The sequence below is a fragment of the Pseudomonas sp. GW456-E7 genome (genome assembly GCF_059424105.1).
On record NZ_JBWKZB010000003.1, the window covers coordinates 84,337 to 101,879 of the forward strand.

A 17,543-nucleotide genomic window follows, 5' to 3' on the forward strand; every position below is an offset into this window, starting at 1 on the left:
TGTTGGGGGAACACAAAGTCTGGCAATCACTTAAAACCTGTGGGAGCGAGCTTGCTCGCGATGACTGACATTCAGTCAACATCTATGCTGAATATCGGTCCGCAATCGCGAGCAAGCCCGCTCCCACAGAGCGATCTAATCATTCCAGGTACCGAATCCGACTGGAAATCTGCGGCGCGTGCTTGCACCATGCACGTCTCCCCGCAAGCTCTGGAAATCCCACCTGATGCCCGACGATATCCACTTCTACGAACCCGCCAACGGCCACGGCCTGCCCCACGATCCGTTCAACGCCATCGTCGGCCCGCGTCCCATCGGCTGGATCTCTTCACAGGATGCCGAGGGCCGCTTGAACCTCGCGCCCTACAGCTTCTTCAACGCCTTCAACTACATCCCGCCGATCATTGGTTTTTCCAGCGTCGGACGCAAAGACAGCCTGAACAACATCGAACAGACCGGCGAATTCGCCTGGAACCTGGCCACCCGTCCGCTGGCCGAGCAGATGAACCAGAGCAGCGCCATGGTCAGGCCTGAGGTCAACGAATTCGAACTGGCCGGCCTGACGACCGTTGCCTCGAAGGTCATTCAGGTACCACGGGTGGCCGAAAGCCCGGTGTCCTTCGAGTGCAAGGTCACGCAGATCATTCAGTTGCAGCGGGCGGACGGCAATGTGGTGCCGAGCTGGCTGATCCTCGGCGAAGTGGTCGCCGTGCATATCGCCAAATGGCTGTTGAAGGATGGGGTATACGACACCGCCGCGGCAGAACCGATTCTGCGCGGCGGCGGGCCGGCGGATTACTTCCAGCTGGGGCCTGAGGCGTTGTTCAAGATGTACCGCCCGGGGGCGGTGAAGTGATCACCAGAGCAGGTCGGTGTTTTCCTTGACGTCCTTGAGGCGGGTCAGCTCCCTGGCGGCCGCATCATCGGCCTCGTGGGCAGTCTTGAAGGTCTGGCCTTCCAGCACTTTGTGAAACCGCGGGGCGCCGGCACCACCCAGCGCCTTGACGGCGATAGCGGCGTGATAACCCCCCTCGCCCGGTACTACAGCGGAAACAGCTTCGAAGTGATCAAAGGCTTTACGTGCCATGTCGCGAATCCTGGCTGGTTGAGAATGCCGTCATTAAACCCTCAACCGGCCAGTTTGTGTACCGTCAGTCCGGACTGACCGAGGGCCTGCGCCGCCGACACCTCCTTGAACGTGTGGAAATCCAGACTGTTGACCACCAGTTCCTGCACCAGCTCGGCAAAAATCTCCATCGCCGGCGTGCTGAAGTAGGCGGTCATGGCCTGTTGATCGCTCCAGAAACCGGACACCAGCCACAGTTCCGGATCGCACTGCGAATGCTGCAAGGCAAAGTTCAGGCAGCCTGGCGCTGCGCGGGACGGTTCGATCAGGGCGCTGAGACGCACACCGAGTTCCGCCGAGCGCCCGGTGCGCGCCCGAACGAAGGCCATATGACTGACGGGGATCTGCTTGGACATGTTCAACCCTCCCGGGGAGTCGCGTGGCAGCCGTGGGACGGGCTGCGACAGGATCAAAGGTTAAGGGCCACGGCCCGGGTGCCGTTAGTCGATTCCTGCCGGCGCATTGCACGATCCTGCGAAACTTCCTGCAGGAGCTGCCGAAGGCTGCGATCTTTTGATCTTGAAAACAAAATCAAAAGATCGCAGCCTTCGGCAGCTCCTACAGGGGTTGGTGGGTGGCAGGCACTGGCGTCATGCACTGGCATGGAAGTCACCCCAGGCAGAATCAGGCAAGCATCCGGCAGGATGTGTCTACCGCTGCCACTTGCACAAACATATGCTCTGCTCCATTCCCTCCATGCCTGCCGAGGATGCCGCGCATGACGTCGCTCGATCACTTTCAAGCCCCGCTGGACACCGACATGGAAAAGCAGCGCGCGGAACTGGCGGCGATCATCCGCCGTAACACCGCCGAAGATGGCAGTTATGCCACGGCCATCGGCTCGCTGTTCATGTCCCGCCACAGCCAGTCCCACGAGTTTGCCCCGGTGCTCGCGCAACCGGCACTGTGCATCATGGCCCAGGGGCGCAAGGAAGTTCAGTTGGCCAACGAGTACTTCAACTACGACCCGTTGAACTACCTGGTGGTCTCGGTCTCGATGCCGCTCAGCGGACGGGTGGTGGATGTCTCGGCCGAGGAACCGATCCTGGCCCTGCGCCTGGACATCGATCCGGCGGAAATCACCGCACTGATCGCCGACGCCGGCCCCCTCGGCGTGCCCACCCGGCCGACCGGGCGCGGGCTGTATGTCGAGCGGCTCGACACGGCCATGCTGGATGCCGTGCTGCGCCTGGCACGGCTACTGGACACGCCGAAAGACATCGCCATGCTCGCGCCGCTGATTCGCCGGGAGATTCTCTATCGCCTGTTGCGCAGCAAACAGGGGCATCGACTGTACGAAATCGCCATCGCCAACAGTCAGAGCCATCGCGTCAGCCAGGCGATCAAATGGCTCAATGGCCATTTCGAACAGCCGTTGCGCATTGATGATCTGGCGAAGGAAGTGAACCTGAGCGTGTCGACCCTGCATCACCGCTTCAAGGCGATGACGGCGATGAGTCCGTTGCAGTATCAGAAGCAGTTGCGCCTGCAGGAAGCACGGCGGTTGATGCTGGCCGAAGGGCTGGAAGCTTCGGCGGCGGGGTTTCGCGTCGGGTATGAAAGCCCTTCGCAGTTCAGCCGGGAGTACAGCCGGTTGTTCGGGGCGCCGCCGTTGCGGGATCTGGCGCGGTTGCGGCTATCTGTTTGAGCTTGTTTCTTTGCAAGCAGTACCGGCCTCATCGCGAGCAAGCTCGCTCCCACAGGGTCCAGCGTACACCGTCCAATGTGGGAGCGAGCTTGCTCGCGATGAGGCCAGTACAAACAGCATCAAACCTGGATCAGGCCCCAAGTACCCGGCAAGCCTCCGCCGGCAAGGTCACCGACACCGGATGACCGACGCTCAGGCCAAAGCCCTGGCATGGCGTGCTCAGCGCGGTAAACGACACCCCGGAACACTCGACCGTGGTCTCGATGGTCGCGCCGATATCGCGCACGAAGGTCACCTTGCCCAGCAAGCGGTTGCCCGCCGTCGCCTGTGGCGCCGACAGTTGCAGGTCTTCCGGACGAATCAGCATCTTCACCTTTTCCCCTGCCGCAACGCTCGTGCAGATCGGCACTTGCAGCGCATCGCCACCTGGCAGGCTGACCTTGCCGTTGCCCAGCGCCGTGGCCGGGAAGATGTTGCCCGAGCCGATGAAGTCCGCGACGAACTCGTTGGCCGGGTGCCGGTAGATTTCAATCGGCGTGCCGACCTGCTGCACCCGGTGTTCACCCAGCACGACCACGATATCGGCCATGGTCATGGCTTCACGCTGGTCGTGGGTCACCATGATGGTGGTGATGTTCAGGCGCTGTTGCAGTTGACGGATTTCCACCTGCATCGATTCGCGCAGCTTGGCGTCCAGCGCCGACAACGGTTCGTCGAGCAGGAGGATTTTCGGGTGGTTGGCAATCGCCCGGGCTATCGCCACACGCTGGCGTTGCCCGCCAGAGAGCTTGGCCACCGGACGATCAATCATTTGCTGCAACTGGATCAGCTCCAGTAACTCCACCACCCGCGCCTGCTGGTCAGCCTTGTTGACCCCGCGCAGTTTCAGCGGATAGGCAATGTTTTCACCCACGGTCATGTGTGGGAACAGCGCCAGGGACTGGAACACCATGCCGAAGTTGCGCAGGTGCGCCGGGGTGTGGCCGATGTCTTCACCGTCCAGGCGGATCTCGCCGCCGGTCAGGGTTTCAAGGCCGGCAATCATGCGCAGCAGCGTGGTTTTGCCACAGCCCGAAGGGCCGAGGAAACACACCAGTTTGCCCTCGGGCAAATGCAGGTTCACATCGGTTACCGCGCAGGCCGAGCCGTAATGTTTCTCGACGTTTTCCAGAATCAGACCAGACATTTGAAGTACCTCAAGAAATCAGAACGAAACGCCGCCTTCACCAACCAGCTTCTCCAGCGCCCAGATCAGGACGAAGTCGATCAGCACGATCAGCACGGCAAACGAAAATACGGTTGGGTCGAGCGAAGACACGGTGCGGCTGTACATCCAGATCGGCACGGTCATCACATCGATGGTGTAGAGGAAGTAAGTCACGGTGAACTCGTTGAACGAGACGATGAACGCCAGCAGCATGCCCGCCAGGATTCCCGACTTCATCAACGGCACCACCACATCGACAATCGCCCGCAGCGGTGAAGCACCGAGCATCTGCGCGGCCTCCTCGACTTCGCTGCCGATGGAGAGCATCGCCGCCGTGCAGTTCTTCACCACGAACGGCAGTGCCAGGATCACGTGGGCAATCACCAGGCGCGAGGTCGTCATGTGGAACGGCAGGCTGTCGAACACCAGCAGCAACGCCAGACCCAACACCACCATCGGGAACACCAGCGGCAACGACATCAGTTGCAGGGCCACGGCCTTGCCGCGGAACTCGCAACGGGTCAGCGCGTAGGCCGCCGGCACTGCGATGATCGTGGCGAAAATCATGGTCAGGCACGACACCAGCAGGCTGGTGCTCATGGCCTGGCCGAGGCTCAGGACATCGCTGGCGTCCGGCGACACGAAGGTGTGCCAGGCGGCCTTGTACCATTGCAGGCTGTAGCTGCTCGGCGGGAAGTCGAGGTTCGACGCGCCGCTGAACGACATCACGATCATGGTCAGGATCGGCAGCACCGCCAACAGCAGGATGAAGCCGGAGAGGATGCCGGCGAACTTGCCGGTCTCGCCAGGCAACAGCCCATAGCGCTTCTTGGTCAGGGTACTCATTGGGAAGCCTCCAGCATGCGGCGACGACGGCCAGTGATGTATTCGGACAGGGTCATGATCGCGAGTGTGGTGACGATCAGCACCACGCCGGCAGCGGATGCGGCAGGCCAGTTCATCAGCGGGGCGATCTGGTCATGCACCATCACCGCCAGCATCGGTACGCGCCGGCCACCGAGCAGCAAGGGCACCACGAAACTGCTGGCGTTGTAGGCGAACACCAGGGTCGCACCGGTAATGATCCCCGGCAGACTCATCGGCAAGACCACCTGGCGGAACACCTGGAAGCGACTGGCGCCGAGGGTGGCGGCGGCTTCTTCGTAGCTGCGCGCGACGCCGCGCATGGCGCTGGCGATCGGCAACACGGCCAGCGGGAAGGCGGTTTGCACCAGGCCCATCAACACGCCGTTCTGGTTGTACAACAGCATGATCGGGCGCTTGATCAGGCCCAGGCCCATCAAGGCCTGGTTGAGCATGCCGCCTGGACCGAGGATCACCAGCCAGCCGTAGCTTTGCAGCAGCAGGTTGACCAGCAACGGCAGCAACACCGCCGCCAGGAAGATCCGTCGCACGAACGGCGAGGTCAGGCGCGACATGGTGTAGGCCACCGGGATCGCCAGAATCACTGCGATCACCGCACTGATCAGCGCCAGGCGCAGGGTCAGCATCAGGGATTTGAGGTAATAGGGTTCCAGCAACTGGGCGTAGCTGGCCAGGCTGAACCCGGACCATTCCGCGCCTTTGGTGCCCACGCTCATGCGCAGTACCAAGAGGCTCGCGGCAATCAGTACGCCAAGAAACAGCATCGACGGCGTGAGGAAAAACCAGGCGCGCGTCGTTGGCGAAACACCCCGAGCGGCGCGCACGGGGGCGGCACTCACCGGATGGGTCAGAGGTTGGTGTTCCATAGCAAAGGGTCTCGTCAATGGAAGATCAAGCGCAGGAATGCGGGTGTGGTAACCGGTCCCTGTAGGAGCTGCCGAAGGCTGCGATCTTTTGATTTTCAAAGATCAAGATCAAAAGATCGCAGCCTTCGGCAGCTCCTACAGGGGTATCCGGTCAACCTTCAGACCTGTGCCGCGATGAGGTTCGAAGAACCTCCCCGCTATTCAGATCAGGAAGAAAAGATTTCCGTGTAACGACGAATCCATTGGTCATGCACAGTCGCCAGGAAGGCGTTGTCGTGCATGATCGCCTTCTCGGCAATCTGCTCCGGCGTGAGGATGTACGGGCTCTTGCGCGCTTCGGCGGAGATGATCGCCTTGGCGTTGACCGGGCCGTTGTAGATGTCTTCAGCCATCTTGCCCTGCACCAATGGGTCCAGGGAGTGGTTGATGAAGGCATAGGCCATGTCGGTATCGCCCGGACGGTTCTTCGGCATCACCGAGAGCATCAGGTCGGTGTAGAAACCTTCCTTCATGCCAAAGGTCGCGCCCAGACCGTAGTTCGGATCGCGGATCTGTTTCGGGAAGAACGCCGGTGCGTACAGGCCGCCCATGTCCAGGGAACCGGTGCGGAACAGTTCGGCGATCTGGTTCGGGTTTTCACCCAGGGTCACCACACGATCTTTCAGCTCGGCGAGTTTCTTGAAGCCAGGTTCGATGTTGTGCTCGTCACCACCGGCCAGTTTGGCGGCGATGATGATCAGGTCCATGGCCTCGGTCCAGTTCGGCGGCGGCAGGAAGATGTTCGGCGCCGCGTCGGCATCCCACAGGGAGGCGTAGCTGGTCGGGGCTTCTTTCTGGGTGCGGGTGCTGTAGACCAGGCTGTTGCACCACAGCAGGTAACCGATACCGTGGCCATTGGCGCCGGTGCGGTATTTCTCCGGGACATCGACCAGGTTGGGAATGCGGTTGAGGTCGGGTTTTTCCAGCAGGTTGGCGGCGGCCAGACCTTCGGCGCCAACGCCTGCCAGGGTGATGATGTCGTACTGCGGACGATCACCGCCGGCCTTGAGTTTGGCGACCATTTCCGAGGTACTGCCGGTGCGGTCAGCGATGACCTTGCAGCCGTACTTGTCTTCGAACGTCGCGGCGATATTGCGCAGTGCAGCCAGGCCTGTGTCATCGGACCAGGTCAGCAAACGCAGGGTCTTGCCGGCAAAACGTGTGTCGCTGGCATTGGCCTTGATGAACGGCATGCTCATGGCTGCCGCTGCAACCGAGGCTACGCCCACGGTCTTGATAAATTGACGTCTGTTCAGATCATGCTCGCCCATTACGGACTCCCTTTGTTTTTGTAGGTATAAGGCAGGTCGAAACTGTTGCATCCGCGCGACCGGATCAGCGTTAGCCCTCGTATTTTCGGGGCTTGGCTGAGCCAGCGAGTTCATCCTGAGGTTGTGTAAAACAGCTGACTATCGATAAAAACTCATTGAAGCCATGACGCCAGTGCATGCCTTCTTTCGGGGCATGCGGATAGGTTTCCTGTAGGAGCGAGCCTGCTCGCGATGGACGCAAGGGCACCGCGCTCATTCAGGTACCCCGCGTTATCGTTGACGTCCATCGCGAGCAGGCTCGCTCCTACAGAGATCGGCGTCAGACAGCCCGGATCACGTGTTTGATTTCCTGGAAAGCCTGCAAGCCCCAGGGCCCCAATTCGCGGCCGATGCTGCTCTGCTTGTAGCCGCCCCAGGCGGTCTGCGGGAAGATCACCTGCGGTGCGTTGATCCACACAAGCCCTGCCTGCAAAGCATTGGCGACGCGGTCGGCAGCCTCGGCATTACGCGTGACCACACTGGCGACCAGGCCGAACTGGCTGTCGTTGGCCAGGGCAATCGCCTCGGCTTCAGAGGCGAAACTGCGCACGCAGATCACCGGGCCGAAAATCTCTTCACACCACAGCGCACTGTCGAGGGGCACTTCGGTGAAAACCGTCGGCTGCAAAAAATATCCGCGCGGCAGGTCCGCCGGGCGATTGCCACCGCAAACCAGTTTGGCGCCGGCGCTCAAACCACGATCGATGTGGCCCAGTACACGCTGGTATTGCGCCTGATTGACCAGCGCACCCATTTCCACGTTGGGGTCGAACGGGTCGGCCACACGAATCGCTTCGGCACGGGCCTTCACGCGGCTGAGGAATTCATCGGCCAGCTCATCGGCGACCAGCACGCGGCTGGTGGCGGAGCACATCTGCCCGGCGTTGAAGAAACCACCGCCGCAAGCCACTTCCACTGCCAGGTCGAGGTCGGCATCGGCCAGCACCAGCAGCGATGATTTGCCGCCCAGTTCCAGGCTCACGCCTTTGACGGTTTCCGCCGCCCGCTGCATGACTTGCACGCCAACGGCGTTGCTGCCAGTGAAGGAAATTTTCGCGATCCGCGGATCCGCCGATAATGGCGCGCCAACGGCCAGGCCGGTGCCACACACCAGGTTGAACACGCCCGCCGGCAAGCCGGCTTCAGCAATGATCGTTGCCAGTTCCAGCTCCGGCAGCGGCGTGACTTCCGAAGGCTTGAGCACCACGCAGCAACCGGCGGCCAGGGCCGGGGCGAGTTTCCACGCGGTGGTGACCATCGGGAAGTTCCACGGAACGATCAGGCCGACCACACCGCACGGCTCACGGCGCAGGCGAGCGCTGAAATCGTCGCTCGGCAGTTCGATGGCGCTGTCCTGTTTCGCGTCCAGCCCTTCGGCCAGACCGGCGTAATACTCGAACGTGGCGATTACGTCATCGACGTCGATCGCGGCTTCGAATTGCGGCTTGCCGTTGTTGCTCGACTGCAAGTGCATCAGTTTTTCACGGCTGGCCTGCACGCCCGCGGCGATTTTGCGCAGGATGGCAGCGCGTTCGGCACCGGTGGTTTTCGACCAGCCGGCGAACGCCTGGGTCGCCGCGCTCACCGCTTGATCAACTGCACGCTCATCGCCGCCATTGACCGTGGTCAACAGGGCTTCGGTCGCCGGGTTGATCACCCGCAGGTGTTCATTACCGGCCGACCATTGGCCGTTGATGTACAGGCCATCCAGGGTAGTCGGGAACGTCATTTCGACACCGCCTTCATCCATTCGGCCTGGTCGATTTCAATCAGGGTCGGGCCCTGGCGATCGTGAGCCACACGCAATGCGCCGCGCAATTGCTCGACACTGCTGACGGCTTCGGCCGCGCAACCCAAGGCCTTGGCCACACCGATGAAGTCCGGGGTGTAGATGTCCACGCCGACCGGCTCGATGGCACGGTTGACCATGTATTTCTTGATCTCTTCGTAACCCTGGTTATTCCACAGCAGCACGATGACCGGGGTACGCGCTTCGACGGCACTGGCCAGTTCCGGCAGGGTGAACTGCAGGCCGCCGTCACCGATCAGGCACACCACTGGCGGGCGAGCACCGTTTTCAGCGCTGCCGCCGAGCCAGGCGCCAATCGCCGCCGGCAAGGCGTAACCGAGGGTGCCGTAACCGGTGGACGAGTTGAACCAGCGACGCGGGCGCTCCGGGTTGAACGTCAGGTTGCCGGTGTATACCGGTTGGGTCGAATCACCGACGAACACCGCGTCCGGCAGCTCGTGCAGGACGGTTTCGAGGAAACGGGTCTGGGCCAGGGTCGGCGCGTCCCAGGTCACGGCCAGGTCTTCACGCAGACGAGCGGCCCGTACCTGGCCCCAATCGTTGCGGCGTTCGGCCAGGGATTTGTGCGACAAGGCGCTGAGCAAGGCCTGGGCAGCGTTGCGCGAGTCGGCCACCAATGCCACGTGCGGCGGGTAGTTGCGCACGGTCTGGTCCGGGTCGATGTCCACGCGCAGCAACTTGCCAGGAATCTCGAAGCCACCGGCGAAGGTCACGTCGTAGTCGGTCTCGGCCAGTTCGGTGCCTATGGCCAGGACCACGTCGGCCTCGGCGACCAGCGCACGGGTGGCGACCAGGCTCTGGGTCGAGCCGATCAGCAGCGGGTGGCCGGAGGCAAGCATGCCCTTGGCATTGATGGTCAGGGCGACCGGTGCGTCCAGCAGTTCGGCCAGTTCGGTCAGCTCGGGCGCCGCGTCGATGGCACCGCCACCGGCGAGAATCAGCGGACGCTTGGCGTTGGCCAGCAATTCGGTCATGCGCGACACGGCACTCGGCGAAGCACCGGCGCGGTCGATGTTGACCGGCAGGCTGCTGAGCAGCTCGTCAGCGTCTTCGACCAACACGTCCAATGGAATTTCAATGTGCACCGGACGCGGACGGCCTGCCTGGAACAGCGCAAAGGCGCGAGCCAGCACACCCGGCAATTCCGACGCCGACATCAGGGTGTGGGAGAACGCCGCGACACCGGCGCACAGTGCGCCCTGGTTCGGCAGTTCATGCAGCTTGCCGCGACCGCCGCCCAACTGGCTGCGCGATTGCACGCTGGAGATCACCAGCATCGGGATCGAATCGGCGTAGGCCTGGCCCATGGCGGTGGTGATGTTGGTCATGCCTGGGCCAGTGATGATGAAGCACACGCCCGGTTTGCCGCTGGTGCGGGCGTAGCCGTCGGCCATGAAGCCGGCGCCCTGCTCATGGCGCGGCGTCACGTGGTTGATGCTCGAACGGGCCAGCCCGCGATACAGCTCCACGGTATGAACCCCCGGAATGCCGAATACCTGCTCGACTCCGTAGTTTTCGAGTAACTTGACCAATACTTCGCCGCACGTCGCCATGTCTTTGCCCTTCTTGTTCGTTTGAGACGCCGGGCATGCGCTGTGTTTATGATGGATTGGCAGGCCCGGGAATGGCCTCATTGGAACGGGCGACACGTAGCCGCAACAATGGATAAAAAGTCATACTAGCCATGTCCTCACGTCATACCTTGGATCCCAATGAAACGACTGCCTCCCCTGCCGGCGCTGCACACTTTTCTGATTACCGCGCAGTGCTGCAATTTCACCCGGGCCGCCGAACAACTGCACATCACCCAGGGCGCGGTCAGCCGGCAGATCGCCGGGCTGGAAGATCACCTGGGTTATGAACTGTTCATTCGCCAGGCCCGAGGCCTGGACCTGACCGCCGAAGGACGGGAGTGGCTGCCACGGGTGCAGCAGATTTTCGGCCTGATCGACGAGGCCGTGGAGCAGATCGGCGAGAAGCGCGAAACCCTGCAACTCAAGGCACCGACCTGCGTCATGCGCTGGTTGCTGCCGCGCCTGCTGCAATGGCAAAGGGAACGCCCGGACGTGCCGGTGGAACTGACCACCACGGTCAAGCACGGCGTGGATTTTCATCTCGAGCAGTTCGATGCGGCGGTGATGTACGGCGCACCGCCGGACAATTCATTGATGTCGCAAAAACTCTTCGACGAGCAACTCACGCCGGTGTGTTCCAGACCGATGCTCGAAGGCCCCATGCCCCTGCAGACACCTGCCGATCTGCAACAACACCTGCTGCTGCACCCGACCCGCGATGAACGGGACTGGAAGGCCTGGTTGAAAGCCGCGGATGTGAATTTGACCAATGTCGGCAAGGGCCAGCATTTCGAAACACTGGACCTGGCAATGTCGATGGCGTCCCAGGGAACGGGGGTGGCGATTGGCGACTGGTCGCTGATCGGCGATGACCTGAGTGCCGGGCGGCTGGTCATGCCATTCGAATTGAAGGTGAAAACAGGTCTTGCGTATTACCTGGTGTTCCCGGAAAAACCCGGGCCTTCGCCCAAACTGCGCGAGCTGATGGCGTGGTTGGTGGAACAGGCGCGATGAACCTTGGCGTTGGCCCAATCAATCGAACCGGCCATGCACGAAGCATGGCCTTTTGCTGATATCAGCATTCAGCTTTTTTTGATGGACTTCAAGTAATTCAAGAATACGTCATAACGCTCGGCAGTGTCCTTCAATGTCGGCACATCGACGATCAATTTTGGGTTGTTTATCCGGAGAAAATTCGAGTATGCCTCAGCGACCTTTGCGACTTGCTCCGACCAACTTAAAAGTACCGAATCCAATGCGCCCAGTTCATCCAACGCGCCGAGCTTGCACTGCAACTCGCGTACTTGCAATTTATCCGACTTGATGCTGTCGTTCAGCTCGCTCATTCTATCACGCACTGCGTCCCGCGCTTGGGCGAGGTCGGTGAATTGACGCCCTTGGTCGAGCGCTTCAAAGTTACCTTGAAGCTTGTTCAATACTAGTTTCAAGAATTCCTTATCCGGTTTCCCGGTGGCAACCAACTTTATTGCGGCCTCGATTTCTTCTGCACTCGGCAGCAGACTACTGACAATATCGCGCCAGCCCGGGGCCTTGAACTTCTGGATAGCGTCGTCGATAAACTGCTTGTCCTTCTTTAACATTCCCAGGTCGCCCTCGTCAGCCCCGATGCGCTGTTCAATAGCGTTCACTTCACTATCAAAGGTACGACGCAAACCAATGGTTGACTCGGCAAAACGGATCGTAACAAAATCTTCAGCTACCCGAGCCAAATAATTATTGGCAACCACTAATGCGATCTGAGACTCAGCAATCCGTGCGACCCCATGTTCGAGCAACCGGTTAACGTGTTCATCTTTCTTCAAGGCAGACAATACAGTATTGCTACGCATTTTCTCAATGCTCGCCAGCGTTGCTTCCAAGCCAGAGTTGGCCAATAACGCAGTGATTTTCTTGACATCCTCAAACAACTGCTGATGTGCATCATTCAGGTCACTACTGACACTCAATAATTTCTCTTGTGATGAGGGCAAAAAATCGAATCTCCCATCACTCACACTCATATTCAATCGATCCTTGGCACGTCTCATTGCGCCGGTATCGGGCACCACATAATGATTACTTGTAATAGCTTCATGGTCTTTCATAGCAGAGTTCCTCCTTGAACCAAAATATTTACTTACCCTCAACGACCTGATTAAAAACCGTGGACAAGGCGTGAGCATGCCCTTGAATGGTTTTCCATGGATTAAAAATCGCCTGAAGGTTCAGCACCAACAAAATCAAATCCAGGTCACTCGCTCCGTCTTCGAACTCACCCAAAGACACACCCAGACTATTCCAGACAATACCGAGCACATCCTCGATGCACTTGATACCATTTTCAGCATCTTTCATTAATGCGCGCATCTCGGAAAAATTTGTCGTCAGCGTTATTAAATTTTGAGACAGGCGAGCAGACGACATCTGGGTAACCAATCGGTTCTTTTGCTCTAGCAACTCATTTTTCTGCGCTCTGGTTTTTTCAGCTTCGGCGCCGAATATACCGCCTGTCACTATCAGACCCAGTGGGCCGAATACCAAACCGGTAAAGGCATACCCTACCTGATAGTCATACTCTGTTTGCTTTTCAGCAATTGCCTCATCAAGATCTTTTATTTGTTCACGAAGCTTATCAATACCTTCATGCTTGTCGATGCTCACCTCATCGACAGCCTTCAGCTTATGTTCCAGCTTGATCAATAACCCATCCGATATCTTGCGAGAAAACTCAACAGCCATAGCATTAACATCAGCAACCGCGAGATAAAACTCCGCAACATCTTTTTTGGCGTACTTAAGCGCCTTACGAAGGCTTTCAACACGCTTTGTGTCGGTACTACTCAGTGGAATGGACGCTAGTTGTGTTTTTTCATCATCGTTCAGTGAATCTATATTGCCTTCCACGCGCCTGTAGGTTTCGGTTTCCTTCAAGAGATTAATGATCGCCGAACCGCTTTCAAAAAAACTTCTGGCAAACAAGTCCAGTCTGTTTCCGATGTTTTTTGTCTCTCGCTCCAAGGTTGCCCAGGATAAAGCATGCGAATGAATTTCCTGATAGAACTGCTGCATGCTTGTCGGTTCAAGCAGCGGGTGACCCGCGTTCTTGTACCCAAGATAATCTTCAATCTCGCCGAGATTGACTGGCAACGAAAGCCCGGCGCGAACATAGCGCTTAATCATTACCACATGACTTTTTTTGACAATGAATGTTTCATCATCAATATTTTCCACCTTTTTTTCAAAGTATTGCACAGGTACAAATCTAGCGGCATTAACTATGCCACTTATACCTTCCAACTGTGAAAAAACCTGCTCCCCCCTGACCTCCAATTCCTTGGCAGCCGTCTCCAGATCAATTTCCATATATTCTCCACGCTTGAGTTAATATTCATACGCATCACAAAGCAACGAATAGAGCTCATGACCAGAAAACAATACGCCCCCAACAACCGACCTACTATCATCCGTCTACGTCAAGTCACGTAGGACTTATCGCCCCCGATTAAAAATGCCAAAACCAAAACAGCCTCAAAGCTAACCACATCAGCGATACTTATATACCCCACCAATACACACGCAACTTTTTATCATTTATGCTATTTTTCAAGACGTTCAAAAAACACCCACCCAACAAAAAAACACGAAGCCCATTTCATTGTCGACAGGGACAATAAACTGAGCTTCGAGCTATTGTTGAATTTGATGTTTTCTACGCGAACACCCCGAACATTCGAGGTGTTTGTACAAGTCTATTCCCACCTGCGTGAGAACAATTAACGACTTACCACTTCATCTCACCTTTGGCGACCTTGGCGCTCAGTTCCAGGGAGCTTTCATCACCCAGTGCCGGGAAGCGTTTTTTCATTGCCGCAATCAGTTCAGCGGAATCCCTGGCCTTGGCGGTTTCTTCGTCGAAGGCCTTGATGTAAGCGGCGGTGAACTGCACAGCTGCCAGGGAACGATCGCTCTTGCCGAGGTAATGCCCCGGCACCACGACCTGAGGTTTCAGGGTTTCAATGGAATGCAGCGTAGCCAACCAATCGGCATGGGACTGCGGCGTTTGCGTGTCGGCCATCCACACATGGATGTTTTGCGCCACCACGACACCACCGACGACCGCCTTGATCGACGGAATCCACACAAAGCTGCGATCCGGCTGCGGCCCCTCAAGACCCAGCACCTGCAACTTCTGCCCTTCGAGGATCAGACTGTCGCCCTTGAGCACGTCCGGCACGATGGTTTTGGCCGGCACATCGGCGCCCATTTTCGGGCCCCAGAAGGCCAGTTTGCCGTCGACGGTTTGCTTGATGTGGTCGACGGTCGGCTGCGAGGCCAGGACCCTGGCCTTGGGGAACGCGGCCGTCAGGGTGTCGAGGCCGAAGTAGTAGTCCGGGTCGCCGTGACTGATGTAGATGGTGGTCAATTGCTTGCCGCTGGCGCGGATTTTTTCCACCACCTGCTCGGCCTGGGATTTGCCGAATTGGGCATCCACCAGGATCGCTTCCTTTTCGCCGCTGACCAGCACCGAGGTCACCGGGAAGATGGCTTTTTCGCCGGGGTTGTAGACATCCAGTGTCAGGGGCGAGGCAGCTGCATGGGCGACGAAACCGAAGGCGGCACTTGCCAGTAAAACGCGCTTGAGGGTGGTGAAACCGATCATCTGTTGCTCCGTTGTTCGAATGCCGTGCGTGGCGGATGCCCTTTTTTTGTAGGAGCGAGCTTGCTCCGGGCGGCGTTCCGACGATGGACTTGAAGACGCCGCGTTTAACCGACAACCCGCGTTATCGTTAACGTCCATCGCGAGCAAGCTCGCTCCTACAGGGGAACAGAGCTTAGTTGCCTGACTCGGTACAAAAAATGCGATGCTTGAACATAGTTTGTTTCTGAAAGCGGGCAAATCATGGATCGTCTTCAAGCAATGCGGGTGTTCGTCACGGTGGTCGACCTCGGCAGCCAGTCGGCCGCCGCCGATCACCTGGAGCTGTCACGGCCGGTGGTGTCGCGGTATCTGGCGGAACTGGAAGATTGGGTCGGCGCGCGCCTGATGCACCGCACCACACGCAAGTTGAGCCTGACCGCCGCCGGCAACGAGATCCTGCCCCGCTGCCGACAGATGCTCGACTTGTCCAGCGACATGCAAGCCGCCGTCAGCGAACCGGATGACGCACCGCGCGGCCTGCTGCGGATCAGCGTCAGCACCTCGTTCGGCCAGGCGCAACTGGCCGATGCCATGGCCGCGTACGTCAAGCGCTACCCCGGCGTCAGCGTCGACATGCAGATGCTCGACCGCACCGTGAACCTGGTGGACGAGCGCATCGACCTGGCGATCCGCACCAGCAACGACCTGGACCCGAACCTGATCGCCCGCCGCCTGACGGTTTGCCGCTCGGTGATCTGCGCTTCCCCTGCTTACTTGCGCGAACATCCGGCGCCGCAACGGGTCGAGGACCTGAGCCTGCACAACTGCCTGACCCATTCCTACTTCGGCAAAAGCCTCTGGCATTTCGATCAGGACGGCGAGCAGGTTTCAGTACCGGTGCAGGGCAACATCAGCGCCAACGAGGCCAGCACACTGTTGCGCGCAACGATCGCCGGCGCCGGGGTGGCGATGCTACCCACCTACCAGGCCGGCGTGCACATTCACAGCGGCGAATTGATTCGCCTGCTGCCGACGGCCGAACCCCGGCAAATGAACGTGTACGCGGTGTATGCCTCACGCAAGCACATGCCGGCGGCGCTGCGCAGCTTGCTGGATTTTCTGGTGCTCAGGTTTCCACAGGAGCCCGAATGGGACATCGGCCTGTAACCCCGCCCGTGTAGGAGCTGCCGAAGGCTGCGATCTTTTGATTTTAAGAAGCAAGATCAAAAGATCGCAGCCTTCGGCAGCTCCTACACAACTCACCAGCGCTGACCTATGCTCAATGTAATACCGAAAGGTATTCGTTCAGAGGTCAACGCCATGAACATCAGAACAAGAAGATACCTCGCGATCTTCATCACCTGCGCGGTCACGCTCGGGCTGTATGGCGCTGCCGCCTGGCGCGTCGAGCAACTGCGCAACCAGCCCCGTGAAGCCGCGAGCTGCAACTTCGAGCGATGCATCCCCCACAACGCCACCCTCAACGCCCTCCGGTAAGGAAGGGGGTCAGGCTTCGTTGTCCTGATCGGCCTTCAAGCGGTCACGGAAGGCCTTGGGCGAAATCCCCACACGACGCCGGAACAGGCGCGTGAAGTTGGTCGGATCGGAAAACCCCAACACGTCGGACATTTCATAAATGGTCATGCTGGTGTAGGTCAGCAAGCGCTTGGCCTCCAGCAATTGCCGTTCGTGCATGATCTGCAACGCCGGTTGCCCCGCCAGCTCACGACAGGTGCCATTGAGGTGCGACACGGAAATCCCCAGCCGGTGCGCCAGATCCTCGACCTTGACGTGCTGGCGATAAGTCTCTTCCACCAGTTGAATAAAGCCGTTGAGGTATTCCCGGGCCCGCTGCGGTCGCGCCATGGCGGTGCGACGCTGGATCACCTGGCGGCTGACCCACACCACAATCACGCTGACCAGCGAATGCATGAGCATTTCCCGCGCCGGTTGATGGCTGTTGTATTCGCTCTGCAAGGCACTGAACAGGCTGTTGAGGTAATCGGCGTCCTTGCCTGCCGGGTAACTTTCGGCCTGGGCCAGGGCGTTGACCGAGTGTCCCAACTGCATCTGCAGATGGGCGATCAGCGGCGCGGCCAGGGTCACGACAAAGCCTTCCACGTCTTCGGAAAAGCGAAAGCCATGTACCGACAGCGGAGGCAGGATCTGGATCCCCGGTTCCACCAGTTGTGTACGTTGGCCTTCGATTTCAAGCTCTGCCTGGCCTTTGAATACGAAGAGCAGTTGGCATAAATCAGCGTGGCGGTGGGGTTTGATTTCCCAATGATGTTCGCGGCTGCGTTTGGAAATGGTCTCACAGTGCAGCAAGTCCGGGGTTGGCCAATCCAGGCTTTCACCGTAGAGCTTGAACACCGGAATCGAAGGCAGGTCAGGCTTGTTCATCACTTCAATCCAGGCCTCGGAGTTTGATGGCGGGCG

General features: G+C 59.0%; 17 protein-coding genes. 5 read left to right on the top strand and 12 right to left on the bottom strand.

Annotated elements, in window-relative coordinates; genetic code table 11:
* Nucleotides 1-226: 226 nt before the first annotated feature.
* The gene (locus AC07YV_RS03250) at nt 227-856 is read left to right on the top strand and encodes a flavin reductase family protein (RefSeq protein ID WP_095965424.1); all 630 of its coding nucleotides are present in this window, start codon (nt 227-229) and stop codon (nt 854-856) included.
* Here AC07YV_RS03250 and AC07YV_RS03255 read toward each other — a convergent pair whose 3' ends face one another.
* Nucleotides 857-1,087, bottom strand: a complete 231-nt coding sequence (locus AC07YV_RS03255; protein WP_102698409.1) for a hypothetical protein — start codon at nt 1,085-1,087, stop codon at nt 857-859.
* A 41-nt stretch (nt 1,088-1,128) separates the two neighbouring features.
* Nucleotides 1,129-1,482 carry a putative quinol monooxygenase gene (locus AC07YV_RS03260; protein ID WP_102698410.1) on the bottom strand — a complete coding sequence of 118 codons (354 nt, stop codon included), beginning with the start codon at nt 1,480-1,482 and terminating at the stop codon, nt 1,129-1,131.
* A gap of 362 nt (nt 1,483-1,844) precedes the next feature.
* Between AC07YV_RS03260 and AC07YV_RS03265 the strand changes: the two genes are divergently transcribed.
* The gene (locus AC07YV_RS03265; protein ID WP_102698411.1) at nt 1,845-2,774 is read left to right on the top strand and encodes an AraC family transcriptional regulator; all 930 of its coding nucleotides are present in this window, start codon (nt 1,845-1,847) and stop codon (nt 2,772-2,774) included.
* A 130-nt stretch (nt 2,775-2,904) separates the two neighbouring features.
* Here AC07YV_RS03265 and AC07YV_RS03270 read toward each other — a convergent pair whose 3' ends face one another.
* The 6 genes from AC07YV_RS03270 to AC07YV_RS03295 all read right to left on the bottom strand — a co-directional run bounded on the left by AC07YV_RS03270 (nt 2,905) and on the right by AC07YV_RS03295 (nt 10,444).
* Nucleotides 2,905-3,960 carry an ABC transporter ATP-binding protein gene (locus AC07YV_RS03270; RefSeq protein WP_102698412.1) on the bottom strand — a complete coding sequence of 352 codons (1,056 nt, stop codon included), beginning with the start codon at nt 3,958-3,960 and terminating at the stop codon, nt 2,905-2,907.
* An 18-nt stretch (nt 3,961-3,978) separates the two neighbouring features.
* The gene (locus AC07YV_RS03275) at nt 3,979-4,827 is read right to left on the bottom strand and encodes an ABC transporter permease (protein ID WP_007978496.1); all 849 of its coding nucleotides are present in this window, start codon (nt 4,825-4,827) and stop codon (nt 3,979-3,981) included.
* A complete protein-coding gene (locus AC07YV_RS03280) occupies nt 4,824-5,732 on the bottom strand; it encodes an ABC transporter permease (protein WP_102698413.1) in 909 nt (302 codons plus the stop codon). Before AC07YV_RS03280 ends, AC07YV_RS03275 begins: the two co-directional genes overlap by 4 nt.
* Nucleotides 5,733-5,938: 206 nt before the next feature.
* Nucleotides 5,939-7,042, bottom strand: coding sequence for an extracellular solute-binding protein (locus AC07YV_RS03285; protein WP_007978499.1), 1,104 nt, complete (start codon nt 7,040-7,042; stop codon nt 5,939-5,941).
* Between the two features lie 319 nt (nt 7,043-7,361).
* Nucleotides 7,362-8,810 carry an aldehyde dehydrogenase family protein gene (locus AC07YV_RS03290; protein WP_102698533.1) on the bottom strand — a complete coding sequence of 483 codons (1,449 nt, stop codon included), beginning with the start codon at nt 8,808-8,810 and terminating at the stop codon, nt 7,362-7,364.
* On the bottom strand, nt 8,807-10,444 hold the full coding sequence (locus AC07YV_RS03295; protein WP_102698414.1) for a 5-guanidino-2-oxopentanoate decarboxylase: 1,638 nt from the start codon (nt 10,442-10,444) through the stop codon (nt 8,807-8,809). Before AC07YV_RS03295 ends, AC07YV_RS03290 begins: the two co-directional genes overlap by 4 nt.
* A gap of 159 nt (nt 10,445-10,603) precedes the next feature.
* Here AC07YV_RS03295 and AC07YV_RS03300 point away from each other — a divergent pair, with 159 nt between their 5' ends.
* Nucleotides 10,604-11,479, top strand: a complete 876-nt coding sequence (locus AC07YV_RS03300) for a LysR substrate-binding domain-containing protein (RefSeq protein ID WP_102698415.1) — start codon at nt 10,604-10,606, stop codon at nt 11,477-11,479.
* Between the two features lie 68 nt (nt 11,480-11,547).
* Here the strand turns inward: AC07YV_RS03300 and AC07YV_RS03305 are convergent, their stop codons facing one another.
* The 3 genes from AC07YV_RS03305 to AC07YV_RS03315 form a co-directional block, all read right to left on the bottom strand.
* Nucleotides 11,548-12,570, bottom strand: a complete 1,023-nt coding sequence (locus tag AC07YV_RS03305) for an alpha-xenorhabdolysin family binary toxin subunit B (RefSeq protein WP_102698416.1) — start codon at nt 12,568-12,570, stop codon at nt 11,548-11,550.
* 28 nt (nt 12,571-12,598) lie between these two features.
* The gene (locus AC07YV_RS03310; protein ID WP_102698417.1) at nt 12,599-13,828 is read right to left on the bottom strand and encodes an alpha-xenorhabdolysin family binary toxin subunit A; all 1,230 of its coding nucleotides are present in this window, start codon (nt 13,826-13,828) and stop codon (nt 12,599-12,601) included.
* A 418-nt stretch (nt 13,829-14,246) separates the two neighbouring features.
* Nucleotides 14,247-15,125 carry an MBL fold metallo-hydrolase gene (locus AC07YV_RS03315; RefSeq protein WP_102698418.1) on the bottom strand — a complete coding sequence of 293 codons (879 nt, stop codon included), beginning with the start codon at nt 15,123-15,125 and terminating at the stop codon, nt 14,247-14,249.
* Between the two features lie 240 nt (nt 15,126-15,365).
* Here AC07YV_RS03315 and AC07YV_RS03320 point away from each other — a divergent pair, with 240 nt between their 5' ends.
* Both AC07YV_RS03320 and AC07YV_RS03325 read left to right on the top strand, forming a co-directional pair.
* A complete protein-coding gene (locus AC07YV_RS03320) occupies nt 15,366-16,271 on the top strand; it encodes a LysR family transcriptional regulator (protein ID WP_102698419.1) in 906 nt (301 codons plus the stop codon).
* A 153-nt stretch (nt 16,272-16,424) separates the two neighbouring features.
* Nucleotides 16,425-16,601 (top strand): hypothetical protein, encoded by a 177-nt coding sequence (locus AC07YV_RS03325; RefSeq protein ID WP_172435705.1) that lies wholly within the window; start codon nt 16,425-16,427, stop codon nt 16,599-16,601.
* A 9-nt stretch (nt 16,602-16,610) separates the two neighbouring features.
* Here AC07YV_RS03325 and AC07YV_RS03330 read toward each other — a convergent pair whose 3' ends face one another.
* Nucleotides 16,611-17,507 (bottom strand): helix-turn-helix domain-containing protein, encoded by an 897-nt coding sequence (locus AC07YV_RS03330; RefSeq protein WP_102698421.1) that lies wholly within the window; start codon nt 17,505-17,507, stop codon nt 16,611-16,613.
* Nucleotides 17,508-17,543: the final 36 nt, after the last annotated feature.